This is a genomic window from Collinsella ihumii, assembly GCF_030385545.1.
In the GTDB taxonomy this organism is placed as follows: Bacteria; Actinomycetota; Coriobacteriia; order Coriobacteriales; family Coriobacteriaceae; genus Collinsella; species Collinsella ihumii.
In genome coordinates, this window is record NZ_JAUEIQ010000009.1 from 44526 (window position 1) to 60898 (window position 16373).

The 16373-nt window shown below is 64.6% G+C and carries 15 protein-coding genes; all 15 read left to right on the forward strand.

The window, feature by feature from the left end; genetic code table 11:
• Positions 1-136 precede the first annotated feature (136 nt).
• The 15 genes from QVN30_RS09250 to QVN30_RS09320 all read left to right on the forward strand — a co-directional run bounded on the left by QVN30_RS09250 (position 137) and on the right by QVN30_RS09320 (position 16215).
• On the forward strand, positions 137-1240 hold the full coding sequence (locus tag QVN30_RS09250) for a DnaJ domain-containing protein (RefSeq protein WP_187119125.1): 1104 nt from the start codon (positions 137-139) through the stop codon (positions 1238-1240).
• A gap of 197 nt (positions 1241-1437) precedes the next feature.
• Positions 1438-2589, forward strand: coding sequence for a molecular chaperone DnaJ (gene dnaJ, locus QVN30_RS09255; protein WP_066831960.1), 1152 nt, complete (start codon positions 1438-1440; stop codon positions 2587-2589).
• Positions 2590-2601: 12 nt separating this feature from the next.
• Entirely contained in the window at positions 2602-3888 is a 1287-nt protein-coding gene (locus QVN30_RS09260) for a MiaB/RimO family radical SAM methylthiotransferase (RefSeq protein WP_289836204.1), read from the forward strand.
• A gap of 60 nt (positions 3889-3948) precedes the next feature.
• On the forward strand, positions 3949-4953 hold the full coding sequence (locus QVN30_RS09265; RefSeq protein WP_289836166.1) for a PhoH family protein: 1005 nt from the start codon (positions 3949-3951) through the stop codon (positions 4951-4953).
• The gene (gene ybeY / locus QVN30_RS09270) at positions 4934-5443 is read left to right on the forward strand and encodes an rRNA maturation RNase YbeY (protein WP_289836167.1); all 510 of its coding nucleotides are present in this window, start codon (positions 4934-4936) and stop codon (positions 5441-5443) included. The genes QVN30_RS09265 and ybeY overlap by 20 nt, the downstream gene beginning before the upstream one ends.
• An 11-nt stretch (positions 5444-5454) precedes the next feature.
• The gene (locus tag QVN30_RS09275; protein WP_087199016.1) at positions 5455-5835 is read left to right on the forward strand and encodes a diacylglycerol kinase family protein; all 381 of its coding nucleotides are present in this window, start codon (positions 5455-5457) and stop codon (positions 5833-5835) included.
• A gap of 31 nt (positions 5836-5866) precedes the next feature.
• Positions 5867-6958: a GTPase Era gene (era, locus tag QVN30_RS09280; RefSeq protein WP_435051638.1), complete on the forward strand. Its 1092-nt coding sequence runs from the start codon at positions 5867-5869 to the stop codon at positions 6956-6958.
• Between the two features lie 17 nt (positions 6959-6975).
• Positions 6976-7728 (forward strand): DNA repair protein RecO, encoded by a 753-nt coding sequence (gene recO, locus QVN30_RS09285; protein WP_289836169.1) that lies wholly within the window; start codon positions 6976-6978, stop codon positions 7726-7728.
• A 421-nt stretch (positions 7729-8149) separates the two neighbouring features.
• Complete coding sequence (locus QVN30_RS09290; protein ID WP_289836170.1) at positions 8150-8803, forward strand: class I SAM-dependent methyltransferase; 654 nt, start codon at positions 8150-8152, stop codon at positions 8801-8803.
• A gap of 183 nt (positions 8804-8986) precedes the next feature.
• Positions 8987-10816, forward strand: a complete 1830-nt coding sequence (locus QVN30_RS09295; protein WP_289836171.1) for an NAD(P)-binding protein — start codon at positions 8987-8989, stop codon at positions 10814-10816.
• A complete protein-coding gene (locus tag QVN30_RS09300) occupies positions 10810-12552 on the forward strand; it encodes a [FeFe] hydrogenase, group A (protein WP_289836172.1) in 1743 nt (580 codons plus the stop codon). The genes QVN30_RS09295 and QVN30_RS09300 overlap by 7 nt, the downstream gene beginning before the upstream one ends.
• Before the next feature lie 199 nt (positions 12553-12751).
• Positions 12752-13261 (forward strand): hypothetical protein, encoded by a 510-nt coding sequence (locus tag QVN30_RS09305; protein ID WP_204569632.1) that lies wholly within the window; start codon positions 12752-12754, stop codon positions 13259-13261.
• A complete protein-coding gene (locus QVN30_RS09310) occupies positions 13258-13761 on the forward strand; it encodes a hypothetical protein (protein ID WP_204588113.1) in 504 nt (167 codons plus the stop codon). Before QVN30_RS09305 ends, QVN30_RS09310 begins: the two co-directional genes overlap by 4 nt.
• 151 nt (positions 13762-13912) lie before the next feature.
• Positions 13913-15226: an NCS2 family permease gene (locus tag QVN30_RS09315; RefSeq protein WP_289836173.1), complete on the forward strand. Its 1314-nt coding sequence runs from the start codon at positions 13913-13915 to the stop codon at positions 15224-15226.
• A gap of 227 nt (positions 15227-15453) precedes the next feature.
• Positions 15454-16215 (forward strand): transposase, encoded by a 762-nt coding sequence (locus QVN30_RS09320; protein ID WP_204539824.1) that lies wholly within the window; start codon positions 15454-15456, stop codon positions 16213-16215.
• Positions 16216-16373: the final 158 nt, after the last annotated feature.

The window sequence follows — 16373 nt, forward strand, 5'->3', positions numbered from 1 at the left end:
CCCTAGAATTTCAGTCCCTAGAATTTCACCGCTCTCGTTGGTGTACGGACGTGCAGGTATCGTGGGGTGTGCATATTAACCGTGCGGTTCGGTACAATAGAGCAACTGAAAAAACCGCAGGAGGTTATGTCGCCATATGGCAACGATGAACGAGAAAGACTACTACGCGATCCTCGGCGTCTCGAAGGATGCGTCGGCGCGCGAGATTCAGAAGGCCTTTCAGCAGAAGGCGCGCAAGCTGCACCCGGACGTCAACAAGGCACCGGATGCCGAGGAGAAGTTCAAAGAGGTATCCGAGGCATACGCGGTGCTGTCCGACGAGCAGAAGCGCGCTCGCTACGACGCCATGCGCTCGGGCAACCCCTTTGCCGGCGCGCCGACGTCCCAGCCCTATGGCGGCGGGTATTCCGGCAGCTATACCGGCGGCGGGTACGGGGGCTTTCCCTTCGGCGGCTTTCCGTTCGACAACGCGTACGGCCAGCGCCGCCGCAGCGGTTCGGCGTACAACCCCGAGACCGGCGCCGACGTCGTGGTCGATGTCGACCTCACCGCGGAGCAGGCCAAGCAGGGCGCGCGCCGCGCGGTGAAGTATCGCCGGTATGAGCCGTGCGACCGCTGCCACGGGTCGGGCTCGGTCTCCTCGGGCGAGGCCCATGCGTGCCCCTCGTGCCACGGCACCGGCACCATCGACGTCGACCTGTCCTTCATGTTCGGCGCGGGTACGTTTCAGACGGTCTGCCCCGAATGCGGAGGCTCGGGGCGCGTGATCGCCGACCCGTGTCCCGACTGCGGCGGCTCGGGAAGGACGCCGGTGGTCACCGAGGCGGTCGTCGAGTTCCCTGCTGGCACCCACGACGGCGACACCGTCCGCGTCTCGTCTATGGGGCACGCGGGCACGAACGGTGCGGCGGGCGGAGACTTGGTCGGTCGCGCGCACGTTGCGGCCGAGCGCCTCGAGGGAACGCCCCGCACGGGCTTCTACCTCGTGGGATTCGTCCTGCCCTTCCTGATTCTCTCGGCGGTCCAGGGCGTGTTCGGCGTGTTCGCCATCCTGTGCCTCGTGCCGTTCTTCATGGGGCTCTCCATGATCATTCGCTCGGATCTCAAGAGCCGCTCGAAGATCTGGTGGAAACGCGGCCTGTCGCAGGTGGTCAACGGCATGGCGAACGGCCTGCTGCTGGCGCTCATCTCGGTGTCGTTCTCGTCGTGCATGATGCGCCCGTACTACTATCTCTTCTAACGGCGACCGGGCGATACGTTTTGGGGTGGGGCCACTATTGATAATGGCCCTCGAAACGGGGTCCACGATCAAAAATGACCTCGTCGCAAAATGTAGCGCCTACGAGTGCGGCGCGTTGGGTATATCTTCTTGGGTCGGTTTTTATCCGGCCCTTCGCTTTGCTGTGTTGCTGAGGATTTCTGGGAAGGAAGTTCGCTGTGGCGGATAAACGGGACTACTACGAGGTACTGGGCGTCGACCGCGACGCCGACCAGCGCACGATCAAGCGCGCGTTCCTGAAGAAGGCGCGCGAGGTGCATCCGGACGTGTCCGACGATCCCGATGCGGAGGCCAAGTTCAAAGAGGTCAACGAGGCGTACTCGGTCCTTTCCGACGAGCAGAAGCGCGCGAACTACGACCGGTTCGGCACGGCGGACGGGCCGGGCATGGGAGGCGGCTACGTCGACTTCTCCGATATCTTCGGCGGCATGGGCATGGACGACATCTTCTCGTCGTTCTTCGGCGGCGGGGCAGCCGGTTCGCGCGGAGGCGCCAGCGCGCGTCGCACCCGCGGCCGCGACATGGCCATCACGCTGACCGTCACCCTCGAGGAGGCCGCGCGCGGCTGCACGAAGACCATCAGCTACGATCGTCTGGCCACGTGCGAGGACTGCCACGGCACCGGCGGCGCCGACGGCGCGCAGGAAAAGCAGTGCCCGCGCTGCCACGGCACCGGTTTCGTGACCACGGTCCAGCGCTCCATCTTCGGCCAGGTCCAGTCCAGCTCCCCGTGCCCCGATTGCCACGGAGAGGGCACCGTCATCGACCATCCCTGCGAGATGTGCGACGGCCAGGGCCGCACGCCCACCCATGAGAAGATCGATATCGACGTGCCGGCGGGCATCGCCACCGGCCGGCAGCTGCGCGTGCGCGGCTACGGCGAGGCCGGATTCCGCGGTGCCGCATCCGGCGACCTCATCGTTACGGTCCAGGTATCCGAGCACGATCGGTTCCAGCGCAGCGGTGACGACCTGTACTGCACGGTCGAGGTGCCCATGGCGAGCGCGGCGCTCGGGTGCACGGTCCAGGTGGACGGCATCCTCGACGGCGAGCGCATCGATGTCGAGATCCCGTCGGGCACGCAGTACGGCGACGCCATCACGGTGGACGGGCGCGGCATGCCCCGCTCCGGCGGAGGCGGCTCGCGCGGGCGCCTGATCGTTCGCGTCGCCATCGTCGTCCCGCGCAAGATGAGCCCCGCCGCCCGCGAGGCGCTTGAGAGGTTCGCCCGTGAGATGGGTGAATCGCCGACGCCGCGCAAGACGATGGGCGACCGCATCCGTGACGCCATCGACGACATCTTGGAGTAGCTGCCCGTGCCCATGCCCTTTGTGAGCGTCGTGAACCTCGGCTGCCGCGTCAACCGGGTCGAGAGCGACCGCATGACCGTAGACTTTGCCCGCGCCGGCTTCGGCCTGGTCGATGAGGACGAGGCCGATCTCGTCGTCATCAACACCTGCGCTGTCACCGGCGAGGCGGAGGCCAAGACCCGCAAGGCCGTTCGCCATGCGGTCAACCTGCCGCGCAAGCCCTACGTGGTCGTCACGGGATGCGCGGTCAACCTGCACCCCGACTCCCTCGCCGAGCTTTCCGACCGCGTGGTGATCGAGCCCATGAAGACCGACGTCGCGGCGCGCGCCGCGGACCTCCTGGGATTCGGCGAGACCGGAGCGTGCGATGGCGGCCTCGATTCCCGCGAGCTCGCCGACCTGCTCGGCCGCTCGAGGCTCGGGGTCAAGATCCAGGACGGCTGCAACAACCGCTGCGCGTACTGCATCGTCTGGAAGGCCCGCGGGCCCGAGCGCTCCGTACCCGTCGACGCCGTGCTCGAGCAGGTGCGCGAGGCCCACGCCGCGGGCATTCCCGAGGTCGTGCTCACGGGCGTGAACCTGGGGGCCTACGACGGCATGGGTCCCGACGACAACCACGTCGAGATCGACGAGCTGCTCGATGCCATCCTGACCGAGACGGATATCCCGCACGTGCGCCTGTCGTCCATCGAGCCGATGGATGTCAGCGAGCGCCTGGTTCGCCGCATGGCCGCAGAGCCTCGGCGCGTGGCCCCCTTCCTGCACCTTCCCGTGCAGTCCGGTTGCACCGCCACACTCCAGCGCATGGGCAGGCCGTATTCCGCGGAGGAGTTCGAGCGCACGGTCGCGCGCATTCGCGAGATCCTGCCGGCGGCCTCCATCTCGGGCGACCTGATCGTCGGGTTTCCGGGCGAGACGGAAGAGGAGTTCGAGCAGACGCGCGCGTTCGTGGAGCGCGTCGGGTTCTCCCGGCTGCACGTCTTCCGCTACAGCGCGCGTCCCGGCACGATTGCCGCCGAGATGCCCGACCAGGTGGCGCCCGAGGTCATGGCGGACCGGTCGCTTGCCATCCGAAAGCTCGTCGAACGCACGGCTCGCGCGGACGCGCAGGCCCGCATCGGCACGACCGAGCGTGCGGTGGTCGAATATCCCGGGCGCGGGACGTTGGGGTCGTTCCATCGCGTCGTCCTCGATAACGCCCCCGACCTCGCGGTCAAATCGATCGTGGACGTTGCTATCATGTATATGGATGAGGAGGGCGTGCTGCACGGCCGTCCGGTCCTCGACGCTGACGAGTAAACCGGGGCGAGTCCCGACGCGCTTGGGCGCGCCGGCGCCCTGCGGCGGATAAGGGGGAGCATGGATACCGCGAAGGTGCGCCTGTCCATTCCTGAGCATATCGATCCTACGCGCATCACCGGTACGGGCGATGCGCTTCTGCGAGCGGTCGAGGACCATACGAGCGTCTCGATCGTCGTGCGCGGAACGGCCATCTCGCTTTCGGGCACGCCCGACGAGGTTGAGCTGCTCTGCCGCCTGTTCACCCATATCATCAAGCTCGCTTCGGCCGGCGAGACCCCCAGCGAATCTGACGCCCTGCGCGCGCTTGACGCCCTGCGCGCCGAGCGCTCGGACATCTCGGGCCTCTCCGACGACATCCTACTGACGTATCGCGGCCACGCGATCAGGCCCAAGACGATCGGCCAGAAGCGCTACATCGACGCCACCCGCAACAACACCATCACGTTTTGCATGGGTCCGGCGGGCACCGGCAAGACCTATCTGGCCATGGCCATCGCCGTGGCCGCGCTCAAGCGCCATGAGGTCGGCCGCATCGTGCTCACGCGGCCGGTCGTCGAGGCGGGCGAGAACCTCGGGTTTCTCCCCGGCACCCTTGAGGAGAAGATCGATCCCTATGTCCGCCCGCTGTTCGACGCCCTGTTCGACATGACCGATATGGACCGCGCGACGACGCTTGTGGAGCAGGGCATCATCGAGATCGCCCCGCTCGCCTACATGCGCGGCCGGACGCTGAACGACGCCATCGTGGTGCTCGACGAGGCGCAGAACACCACGCCCGAGCAGATGAAGATGTTCCTGACCCGCCTGGGGTTCAACTCCAAGTTCATCATCACGGGCGACACGACCCAGCGCGACCTGCCCGGCAGGCGCGGCGGCCTGACCGATATCGAAGACATCCTCTCCGGGGTCGATGACATCGCTTTCATCCACCTCAACCGCGCCGACGTGGTGCGCCATGCGCTCGTCGGCCGCATCGTCGAGGCGTACGACGCATACGAGGACGCGCACCCTGCCGGCGCGCGCCCGCAGAAGGGAGGCGGCCATGGCCGTGCTCATCAGTAACGATGCCGAGCTGGACACGCTGATCGCGGCGTCCGAGATCGAGGAGGCGGTCCTGTGCACGCTCGAGCACGAGGGCGTCGAGCGCCCGGTCGAGGTGTCCGTCTCGTTCGTGGACGACGAGGAGATGCGGGGGCTCAACCGCACATGGCGTGAGATCGACGCCCCGACCGACGTGCTGTCGTTCGAATGCGACTCGCCTTTTGACGAGGACATCCCCGTGGATGAGGCGGTCGAGCTCGGCGACGTGATCCTCGCGCCCGGCGTGATCGCCGCGCAGGCCGCCGAGTTCGGCAACACGCCGGCGGAGGAGTGCCGCCTCATGCTCGTGCACGGTCTGCTCCATCTTTTGGGCTACGATCACCTCGAAGATGCCGAGGCCGCCGACATGGAGGCTCGCGAGATCGAGGTCCTGCGCGAGCTCGCCCGCCGCCGCGGAGACGATCCCGATGACGTGAAGATCGGTCCCACGACCCGCCACCAGGGCGAGTAGGAGGGGTTGAGATGATTCCCGGTTCCAACAAGGACCACCCGTCGTTCATCCGGTCGTTCGGATACGCCCTCGAGGGCTTTGTCACGGCGGTGCGCACCGAGCGCAACATCAAGGTGATGCTCGCGCTGGGCATCGCCGCGGTCGTGGTCGGCTGCGTCCTGAAGATCGACCTGCTCTCCTGGTGCCTGGTGGCCCTGTGCTTCGGTCTCGTGATCTTCGCGGAGCTGGTGAACACGGCGATCGAGGCCATTGTCGATCTCGCCACCCAGGAATACCATCCGCTTGCCAAGCGCGCGAAGGACATCGCCGCCGCAAGCGTCTACACGCTGTCGATCACCGCGGCGATTGTCGGCATCATCGTGTTCGCCCGTGCGCTGGGGCTCATCGCCTAGCGTCCAAGAAAGACGAGGAACCATGACTGAGTTGGATAAAGACCTGCTGGAGACGGCTGAGGAGCTCGATGACGCCGAGGACGCCCTCGAGGAGGAAGACGGGCTCGATGCCGACGAGGAGCTCGAGGAGTTCGACCCCTTTGCGGACCTGAGCGACGACGAGCTCGATGCGCTCGTCGAGTCGCAGGGAGGCGTCGGCGCCGAGCTGGGCCTTGTGGCGGGGGACACGCCCGAGGGATTCCGCAGCGGCTTCGTCGCGCTGGTCGGTCGTCCCAACGCGGGCAAGTCCACGCTGCTCAACGCCTGCATGGGCACCAAGGTCGCCATCACCTCGCCGGTCGCCCAGACGACGCGCCGGCGCATGCGCGCCGTCGTGGACCGCGACGAGTTCCAGCTCGTGTTCGTCGACACGCCGGGCATCCATAAGCCCAAAGACGGGCTCGGCTCCGAGCTGAACCGCTCCGCGCTCGCGGAGCTGTCCGATGTCGACGTGGTCGCCTTCCTGATCGATGCGTCGGTGCCCATCGGGCGCGGCGATGCATGGGTCGCCGAGCGCGTGGCGGCGTCTTCCGCGGTCAAGGTGCTCGTCCTCACCAAGGCGGACAAGGTCGATCAGACCAAGATGATCAAGCAGATCGAGGAGGCGCGCAAGCTCGTGGACTTCGACGACGTGATCGTCGTCTCCTCCACGGAGGGGTTCAACGTCGAGCCCTTCATCCAGCTGGTCGCCGACTACCTGCCGCAGGGTCCGCGCTGGTACCCCAAGGGCATGGACACCGATACCGACGACGCGACGCTCGTGGCCGAGTTCGTGCGCGAGAAGGTGCTGCTGCGCACGCGCGAGGAGGTGCCCCACTCGGTCGGCGTCGTATGCGACTCGTTCGAGAGCACATCGAAGCTCGTGCGCGTCCATGCCACGGTCTACGTCGAGCGCGAGGGGCAAAAAGGCATCCTCATCGGGCGCAAGGGCGAGATGATCAAGCATATCGGCACCGATGCGCGCCATGACCTGGAGCGCCTGTTCGGTCGCAAGGTGTACCTGGAGCTCGCGGTTCGCGTGAAGCAGGGTTGGCGTGACGACGTCAACGAGATCCGCCGCATGGGCTACGCCTTCGAGGAATAGCCGAGGGGGCTCCTTTCGTGGCGGGATCGCGTACATATCGCACGCGCGCCGTCGTGCTCGATAAGGTCAAGCTCAAAGAGACCGATCTGATCTTGACCCTTCTGTCCGAGAAGGGGCGTCAGATCCGCGCGGTCGCCAAGGGCGCCCGCAAGCCGGGGTCCCGCCTGGCGGCGCGCTGCGAGCTGTTCTGCACGGTCGATGTGCTGCTCGCCCATGGCCGCACGCTCGATGTCGTCTCGCAGGCCGAGCTGCTCGCGGCCCCGCTCGGCGCGGGCGCGACCTATGAGCGCATGTGCGCCGCCAGCGCGATCGCCGAGATCGCGAAGCTTTGCAGCTACGAGGATTCCGAGGATCCGTTCACGTTCGCCATCACGGAGCGTGCGCTTTCGCTCGTGGGCAACGAGGCGTGCGACGCTGTGCATCTCGATGTGCTGGTCGCCGCCTTCGTGTTCAAACTGCTTTCCCATGAGGGGTATCGACCCGACCTCTCGTCGTGCGTGCTGTGCGGGGACGTTGCGCTGAGTTACTTTTCCGCTTCGGCGGGCGGCCTGCTGTGCGCGTCGTGCGCCTCGAGCGTGCCGGGCGCCGACGAGGTCGACGCCAATCAGGTGCGCTGGCTCCAGTCGCTGCTGGCGCTGCGGTTCGATGAGCTGGTCGAGGCCCCTGTCGACGGCATGACCGCGACGTTCATGCTGGCTCTTGCCCATGTGTGGGCGGCGACCCATCTCGATGCGCGCCTGCGGTGCCTTGAATTCATGCTGGGTCGCTGATCATCGTTTCCTTTGCGGGGATCTGCCGGTCGGCTTCGTCGCGCCGCGCGCGGCCCATGCTGCCCTCTGAGGAAAAGTGGCTAGAAATTTCTATTTTGCTGTTACGAACTCCGTGCGGGCGGGTCCCGATCCGCCGTCTGTGGCTGCTTGCCCACCCTGACAGGTTCCGTTTCGGGGCATTTGAGGCGCTGACGGCAGTATCTCAGCCAGATTGACCTCCTTCGTCTGGCTCGTCTAACAGCAAAACAGAACTTTTTAGCCAGTTTGGCCGCAACGGGTGGAAGCCCGAAGCGAATCACGCCGCAAGGTGCTTCGGGGCGATGCCTGCAAGGGCGTTTTCCTCAACGAGTTCCACCGCAAGGGCCTTGTTCGGTGTTACCTTTGGGGTCGTTCGAGTATCGCTGCAGAAGGGGTAAGTTTCATGAGGACTAAGCAGAGCCTGTTTGCCGAGGACGAGCGGCGCGATATCGCCGCCTGCGGTCGGTCGCTTGCATGCTCGCGTCCTGCCGCCCGCAGCGCCGAGGGGGCTCACGAGCCGACGCCTACGCCGTATTTCGTGCTCGACGAGCTGTTCTCCCATCTCGCGTTCGACGAAGGCTCGCGGCTTCTCGACGTTGGATGCGGCACGGGGCGCGTCCTCGCGTACTTCGCGTCGCGCGGCTTTTCGGGCGCAGCGGTCGGCGTCGAGCTCGACGGCGACCTCGTGACGCGCGCGTCCTCTTGGATCGGGCGGTTTCCCCAGCTCTCTGTACGATGCGCGAACGTGCTCGACGAGCCGCTCGGCGCCTATACCCACATATACCTGTTCAACCCTTTCGACACCCCGGTCCTCGCGCGCTTCCTCGACAAGATCGAGGAGGAGATCGCGCATCCGGTCACGGTGATCCATATGTCCGATAACGGCGAGCGTTACGCCTACGCGGGTCGACCCGGATGGAGCATCGAGCGCCAGGGTGCGTTCCAATGGTTCGAGGGTGTCCAGGTGTTCGGCTATCCGCAGACCTACACCATCTGGTCGTATAGCGGGCGCGCCGCCTTGTCCGCTCTGGACAATGATAAAAAAATATTAGACTGAACTCGAGCTCGGTGCATCGCAAAGTAAACCAACACATACCCAACGGCTCTCTCCACGAATACTACGGAAAATTCTACCTGCGATAACGCTTACGAGACGGAATCGTCCGTCCATAGGGTTGTGCTGGCCAAAACGACCTCCAATGCAATAAAAAGTTATTGTACATAGTAGAGGGGAGTACTTATGGCACGACTTCATGTCATGGAGCGCAGCCATGCCCAGGCCGTCATGGACGACCTGCATGATGCACTCGGTCGGCGTCTCGCCGCTCGATCGCTCGCGCCGTGCCCGGTCGAGTTCACCGCAGCGCTCGTCAACCTGTGCGCCACGCAGAGCTGCGGCAAATGCACGCCTTGCCGCGTGGGACTCAGGGCGCTGTCCGATTTGCTCGAGGATGTGCTGGAGAATCGCGCTACGCTCGAGACGATCGATCTGATCGAAAAGACCGCGAACACGATCTACCTGTCGAGCGACTGCGCGATCGGTTACGAGGCGGGCTCGATGGCGCTCATGGCCGTGCGCGGGTTCCGCGACGACTTCGAGCATCACGTCCGTGAGCACGCATGCGGGTTCGCGGAGAACGAGCGGGTCCCGTGCGTTGCCGGATGCCCCGCCAACGTCGACATTCCCGGGTACATCTCGCTTGTCGAGGCGGGCCGCTACACCGATGCGGTCAGGCTCATCCGCAAGGACAATCCGCTGCCCATCGTCTGCGGCCGCGTGTGCGAGCACCCGTGCGAGATGCACTGCCGCCGCGGCATCGTCGACGACCCGCTGAACATCCTGGCGCTCAAGCGTTACGCCACCGATCACATGGAAGCGGACTACCGTCCGTGGATCGCCGAGAAGACCGGCCGGCGCATCGCCGTCATCGGCGGCGGCCCCGCGGGCATCAGCTGTGCGTACTACCTGGCCATCATGGGTCACGATGTCACGATCTTCGAGCAGCGCAAGCACCTGGGCGGTATGTTGCGCTACGGCATTCCGAGCTACCGCCTTCCGCGCGAGGATCTCGACCAGGAGATCCAGTGGATCCTGGACTGCGGCATCAAGGTGGAGCTCGAGCACGCGGTGGACGGCGCCGAGCTTGAGCGCATGCGCGCTGACTTCGACGCGGTCTACCTTGCCATCGGTGCGCACAACGACAAGAAGCTCGGCCTTCCCGGCGAGGATGCCGAGGGCGTCGTCTCCGCGGTGCAGATGCTGCGCGCCATCGGCGACGGCGAGATGCCCGACTTCTCCGGTGAGCGCGTCGTGGTCATCGGCGGCGGCAACGTCGCGATGGACGTCGCCCGCTCGAGCGTCCGCCTGGGTGCCGAGAAGGTCATCATCGCCTACCGCCGTCGCATCTGCGACATGACGGCGCAAGATGCCGAGATCGCGGGCGCCGAGGCGGAGGGCTGCCAGATCATGGAGCTCAACGCACCGGTCCGCGTGGAGACCGATGAGGCCGGGCGCGTCGCCGGCGTCGTCGTGCAGCCGCAGATCATCGGCGCCCCGAGCCGTGGGCGCCCGGCCCCTCGTGCCGCCGCCGCGCCCGAGCAGCTCATCGCGTGCGACCGCGTGATCGTGGCCATCGGACAGGACATCGATTCCGCTCCGTTCGAGGCCATGGGCGTGCCGTGCAAGTGGGGCCGCGTCGTGACCGATTCCGACGGGGCCGTGCCCGGATTCGAGGGCCTGTACTCGGGCGGCGATTGCCAGACCGGGCCCGCGACCGTCATCCGCGCCATCAACGCCGGCAAGGTCGCTGCGGCGAACATCGACCGCTACCTCGGCTTTGACCATCAGATCCTGCTCGAGGTCGAGCTGCCGCCCGTCCAGTTCAAGGGCAAGCGCCTGTGCGGCCGCTGCGAGCTCAAGGAGCGCGACGCCGCCGAGCGCATCGGCGACTTCGAGATGGCCGAGATCGGTCTTACCGAGGAGGAAGCGCACCAGGAGGCTTCGCGCTGCCTGCGCTGCGATCACTTCGGCTTCGGCGCGTTCCGTGGGGGGAGGAATTTCCAGTGGTAAAGCTGATTATCGACGACCGCGTGGTCGAGGTGCCCGAGCACACGACGATTCTGGACGCTGCGGCGAGCGTGGGCATCAAGATCCCGACGCTGTGCTATCTGCGCGACCTCAACGAGGTCGGGGCGTGCCGCGTGTGCGTGGTCGAGGTCGAGGGCATCGACCAGCTCGTGGCCGCATGCAACAACTACGTGCTCGACGGCATGATCGTGCACACGAACAGCCGCAAGGCGCGGATCGCGCGCAAGGCGAACGTCGAGTTTCTGCTCTCGCAGCATGATTCCGAGTGCACGAGCTGCGCCCGTTCGGGCAACTGCTCGCTGCAGAGCCTCGCGAACGACCTGGGAATCACCGACCTGCCGTATCCCAAGCATCTCGAGGGGTTCCGCTCCGATCCCGCCTTCCCGCTCATCCGCAACAACGACAAGTGCATCAAGTGCCTGCGCTGCATCCAGATCTGCGAGAAGGTCCAGGCAACGGGCGTATGGGACCTCACGAGCCGCGCGAGCCATGCGTCGGTGAACGTTGCGGGCGGCAAGGAGCTCTCGCAAACCGATTGCGCCCTGTGCGGCCAGTGCATCACGCACTGTCCGACCGGCGCGCTGCGTGCCCGCGACGACACGGAGCGCGTGTTCGACGCCCTGGAGGACCAGGAGAAGATCTGCCTCGTGCAGATCGCCCCGGCGGTCCGCACCTCGTGGGGCGAGTCGCTCGGCCTCACCCATGAGCAGGCGACCGTCGAGCGCCTGGCGAGCGCGCTGCGTGCCATGGGCTTCGATTACGTGTTCGACACGAACTTCTCGGCGGACCTTACCATCATGGAAGAGGGCTCCGAGCTGCTCGAGCGAATCAAGAAGGCGAGCGAGCCGGGCGGGGAGGACATCAAGTTCCCGATGTTCACCTCATGCTGCCCCGGATGGATCCGCTACGTCAAGTCGCACTATCCGGAGCTGCTCGACCAGGTCTCGACGTCCAAGTCCCCGCAGCAGATGTTCGGCGCGGTCGCCAAGACCTACTATGCCCATGCGCTGGGCGTGGACCCTTCTAAGATCTTCAGCGTGTCCATCATGCCGTGCGTGGCCAAGAAGGCCGAGGCCGCGCTGCCGACCATGGTGGGCGAGACCGGCGACCCCGACGTCGACGTGGTGCTCACGGTGCGCGAGGTCGACCGCATGATCCGCGCGTCGCACATCGACGCGAGCGCCCTGCCCGAGCAGGAGCTCGATCAGCCGCTCGGCGTCGGCACGGGCGCGGCGGTCATCTTCGGTGCGACCGGCGGCGTCATGGATGCGGCGCTGCGCTCCGCCTACTTCCTCGCGACGGGCGAGAATCCCGATCCCGACGCGTTCTCCGGCGTGCGCGGCCTCGACGGCTGGAAGGAGAAGACCTTCGATCTGGCCGGCACCCCGCTGCGCGTGGCCGTGGCGCACGGTCTGGGCAACGCCCGCAAGCTTATCGAGGCCCTGCGAGCCGGGGAGGTTTCATACGACTTCGTCGAGATCATGGCGTGCCCCGGCGGGTGCGTGGGCGGCGGCGGCCAGCCCATTCACGACGGCTGCGAGCTCGCCGGCGAGCGCGGCGACGTGCTGTGGGGCCTTGACGCACAGGCGCCCATCAGGTTCTCCCACGAGAACCCGAGCGTGAAGCTCGTCTACGACGATTTCTTCGGCAATCCGCTCTCCGAGCGCGCCGAGGAGCTTCTCCACACCGACCATACCGCGTGGTCGATGCCGAAGTAGGATCTGGGCGGGACGATTCGCGTTGCTCTTCTTCGTTGTATTCCGCGGCCGGCAACCTTGCCGGTCGCGGTTTTTTTTCTGCCGCCTGCCGACTGGTTCCACAGTGCGCGTAAACAATCGTGGTAACGAGGGAAACTCCTGCTAAGAGTCCCTAGTTGTATTACTGATATATGTGTTGCTCGAGCAAAAGGGGGACACGATGCTTTCGATGGTTCGCGTTTGGCGTTCATGTGACGAGCGGGAGAGGAGAGCCGTTGTAAAGCCCTTGCTCGTCGGTTCAGCTTGCGCGGTCATGTGCGGTGTCCTTGATGTAGCCTTGAATGCGGCAGTCGATTCGGGTCGTATCTCGTGGAGCGATACGGGCGGGTTGCTTCTCCTTGCGCTGCTCGGCTTGCTGATCGCATGCGTTGTCGTAACGTTGGTTTATGCAAGCCGGATGCGGCCGGTGGCGTCCGATTGGATGCAGCGCTGCGGACTGAGCCCTCAGACAAGAGCTTTCGGGAGATCGACGCTCAAGACGATGGTGCCGCTGTCGCTTTCATTTCTCGCGCTTATGCCCTTTTTCCTTGTAAGAATGGTGATAGATCTTTTTGATCGCTCCTTCGACGTCAGATTTTATATTTGTCCAGTGCTGATTCTCATTCAGGTGCTCGTGACGCTACGGTGTTTGGCCGCAGAGTTGGGAAAACGGGAGGGGAGGACATCATGAGCTCCGTCAAGCGGTATTGGCGCGCGCTCGGCGATGCACCGAGGGCGGCGATCAAGAAAGTCATCCGTTTTCAGATCATTCTGTTCTTGGCGACGACCGTCGTGTTCGGCTTGCTTGCGTACTCGGTGCTCCACGGCGCCGGGGCCGATGACCCGGTCAGCGCGTTGAGCCTCGTGGGCTTCACGTGGCTTCTGGTCGTCGTCGTGCTGGGCTTTTGCGTCTACGGGTTGGTGCTTGCGTCCAGGGCCTATCGGGCGGTCAAGTCATGGTTGTTTGATCTTGAGGCGCAGGGATATCCCACCAGGGAGACGTGGTCGCGGCAAGATGGCCTGCTTCTCGGTTTTGCGCTGCTGGGGTTCACGGGCCTGCCCGTCGAGATAGCGGGCCTGCCGCTTCTCATTTTCTTGCAGGACTGGTCATCTCTTCCCGGAACCATATTGTGGATCGTCCTCGGCATCGTCTTGCCGCCCATCGCCGCCCGCCGCTTCATTCCCCTGTGAAATTCTAGGGACAGTCCCTAGAATTTCAGGTTTGGGGTTGCGCTCGGTTCGGTTGCCGACGTATTTCATAGGTTTGAACTCCTGCAAGGCGTGCTAGAGTGGATAAAGCGTCCCTAGTGGGCGCTTTTGCTGTTTCGAGGGAGAGGAAAGCATGGATCAGTTCTTCAAAATCGGTGACCGCGGGTCCTCGGTGGCAACCGAGTTGCGCGCGGGTCTCACCACGTTTCTCGCCATGGCCTACATCATCGTGGTCAACCCGCTCATCTTGGAGGCGGGCGGGGTGCCCATAGCCGCGGCGGTCACCGCGACCTGCGTCGGCGCGGGCATCATGACCATCCTGATGGGTGTCTGCGCGAACCGTCCGCTTGCCTGCGCCTCGGGCATGGGCATCAACTCGATCGTCGCCTACACGCTTTGCGGCTCTATGGGCCTTGGCTGGCAGACCGCCATGGCCGTCGTCCTCATCGAGGGCATCGCCATTTTGCTGCTCGTGCTCTGCGGCCTGCGCGAGGCCATTATGGAGGCCATTCCGGTATCGCTGCGCCGTGGCATCTCCATCGGCCTCGGCCTGTTCATCGCGATGATCGGCCTCAAGGACGGCGGCATCATCCTGGCCAACGCCGACACGCTCGTGTCCCTTGGCAACGTGACCGACCCGACGTTTCTGGTCGGGGTCATCTCCATCGTGGTGACGGTCGTCCTGTACTCCGTGAAGGTCAAGGGCGCGCTGCTGTGGGGCATCGTGATCGCCGCCGTCTGCGGCATCCCGCTGGGCGTCACCCAGATCCCCACCGGCCTGGTCGCCCCGTTGGACTTCTCGACGTTCGGCGCGCCGTTCATGAGCGACTCCGACGGCGTGATGGGTCTCGTGAAGGCCATCTCCACCCCGACGATCCTGCTGTTCGCCTTCTCGCTCATGATGAGCGACTTTTTCGACACCATGGGCACCGCCATGGCCGTCGCCAAGCAGGGCGAGTTCTTGACCGATGACGGAAGGGTCGAGGATATCAAGCCGATCCTCATCGTCGACTCCGCTGCCGCCGCGGTCGGCGGCATCATGGGCGCCTCGTCCATCACGACGTTCGTCGAGTCCGCGTCGGGCGCCGCCGACGGCGGTCGCACGGGCCTCACCTCGGTCTTCACCGGCATCCTGTTCATCCTCGCCGCGTTCCTCTCGCCGCTTATCTCCTGCATCAGCTCGGCCGCGACGTGCGGCGCGCTCGTGTTCGTCGGCTTCCTCATGATGGGCGATGCGGTCATGGTCAAGTGGAACGACGTGCTCGAGGGTTTCCCGACGTTCATGATCATCGCGGGCATCCCGTTCACGTACTCGATCTCCAACGGCATCGGTCTGGGCTTCATCACCTACGTCGTCGTCGCCGTGGTGAGCGGCCGCTCGCAGTACGTCCGCCCGCTCATGTGGATCGCGGCGATCGCCTTTTTGCTCTACTTCCTGCTGCTGTAGCGACGCATAGCGTGAAATTCCAGGGACAGTCCCTGGAATTTCACACGCGCCAGTCGTTCAGCATCGTGCACACTGGAGCCGGTTTTTGAGGGACAGTCCCCGGGATTTCTCTACCGTGAACTCCCGGGGACTGTCCCTAAAAGTCCACCTCTCCGTCTTGCATCTATTCTATGCAACTAATAGTATTAAGATATTGTCTACAGTGTAGAAGAGCTTAAGGAGTTGCTATGGATAGAATCGCACGGGTACGGTCGGAGTCGGGGTTCTACCATGTGGTGTCACGCGGCAACAACAAGCGGCCCATCTTTTCAGACGATGTCGACCGGCATCGGTTTCTCAAGCTGCTTCAGGACTGCTGTGCTCAGTACGATATCAACATCATCGCCTGGTGCCTCATGAGCAATCATGTCCACCTGCTGTTGGAAGACCTTCATGGACAGCTGAGCGAAGCCATGAAGCGACTGCTCGGCGGCTACGCCGCGTATTTCAATGCGCGAACCGGCCGCATAGGGCACCTTTTCCAGGGGCGGTTTTCGAGCAGGGCCATAGACACCGATGCTTACCTGCTCGAGTGTGTTCGCTACATCCATAACAACCCGGCGAACGCTCATGTGGCGCCTGCGGATATCTATCCGTGGAGCAGCTACCGGGAATACATGTCCGAGGCGAACATCACTGCGACTGGGCTTATCCTGGATATGCTGGACGGACCGGAAGGCTTCTCCCGATTCGTGGCAGACCGCGATGCGTGCACATATTGTTTTGGGGGAACGCGCGCCATGTCCGACGAGGACGCCCGCCGAATTGCCCGTGCGATTGCAAGGCAGCGTGGCATCGACCTTGCCCTCATCAAGGATATGTCCCACGCACGTCGTGTGGACCTCGCGCTGGCAATGGAGGACGCGGGGCTTATGCAGCGACAGATCGCGGAAGCGATCGGAACCAGCAAGGCATCGGTCGCGCGGATGCTCAAGCTCCGGCAACGCTGAATTTTTAGGGACTGTCCCTAGAGTTTCATGCGCATTGTCGTGCAGTTCTGGTGGAGCGTGAAAGCTGTGGTACCATATGCAGCTGTTGGTTACCCGCACTTAGAGATTCGCTGCACCGGCGGTTTCCCAGTGCTGGGCGTACGTGAGAAGAAAGGTGT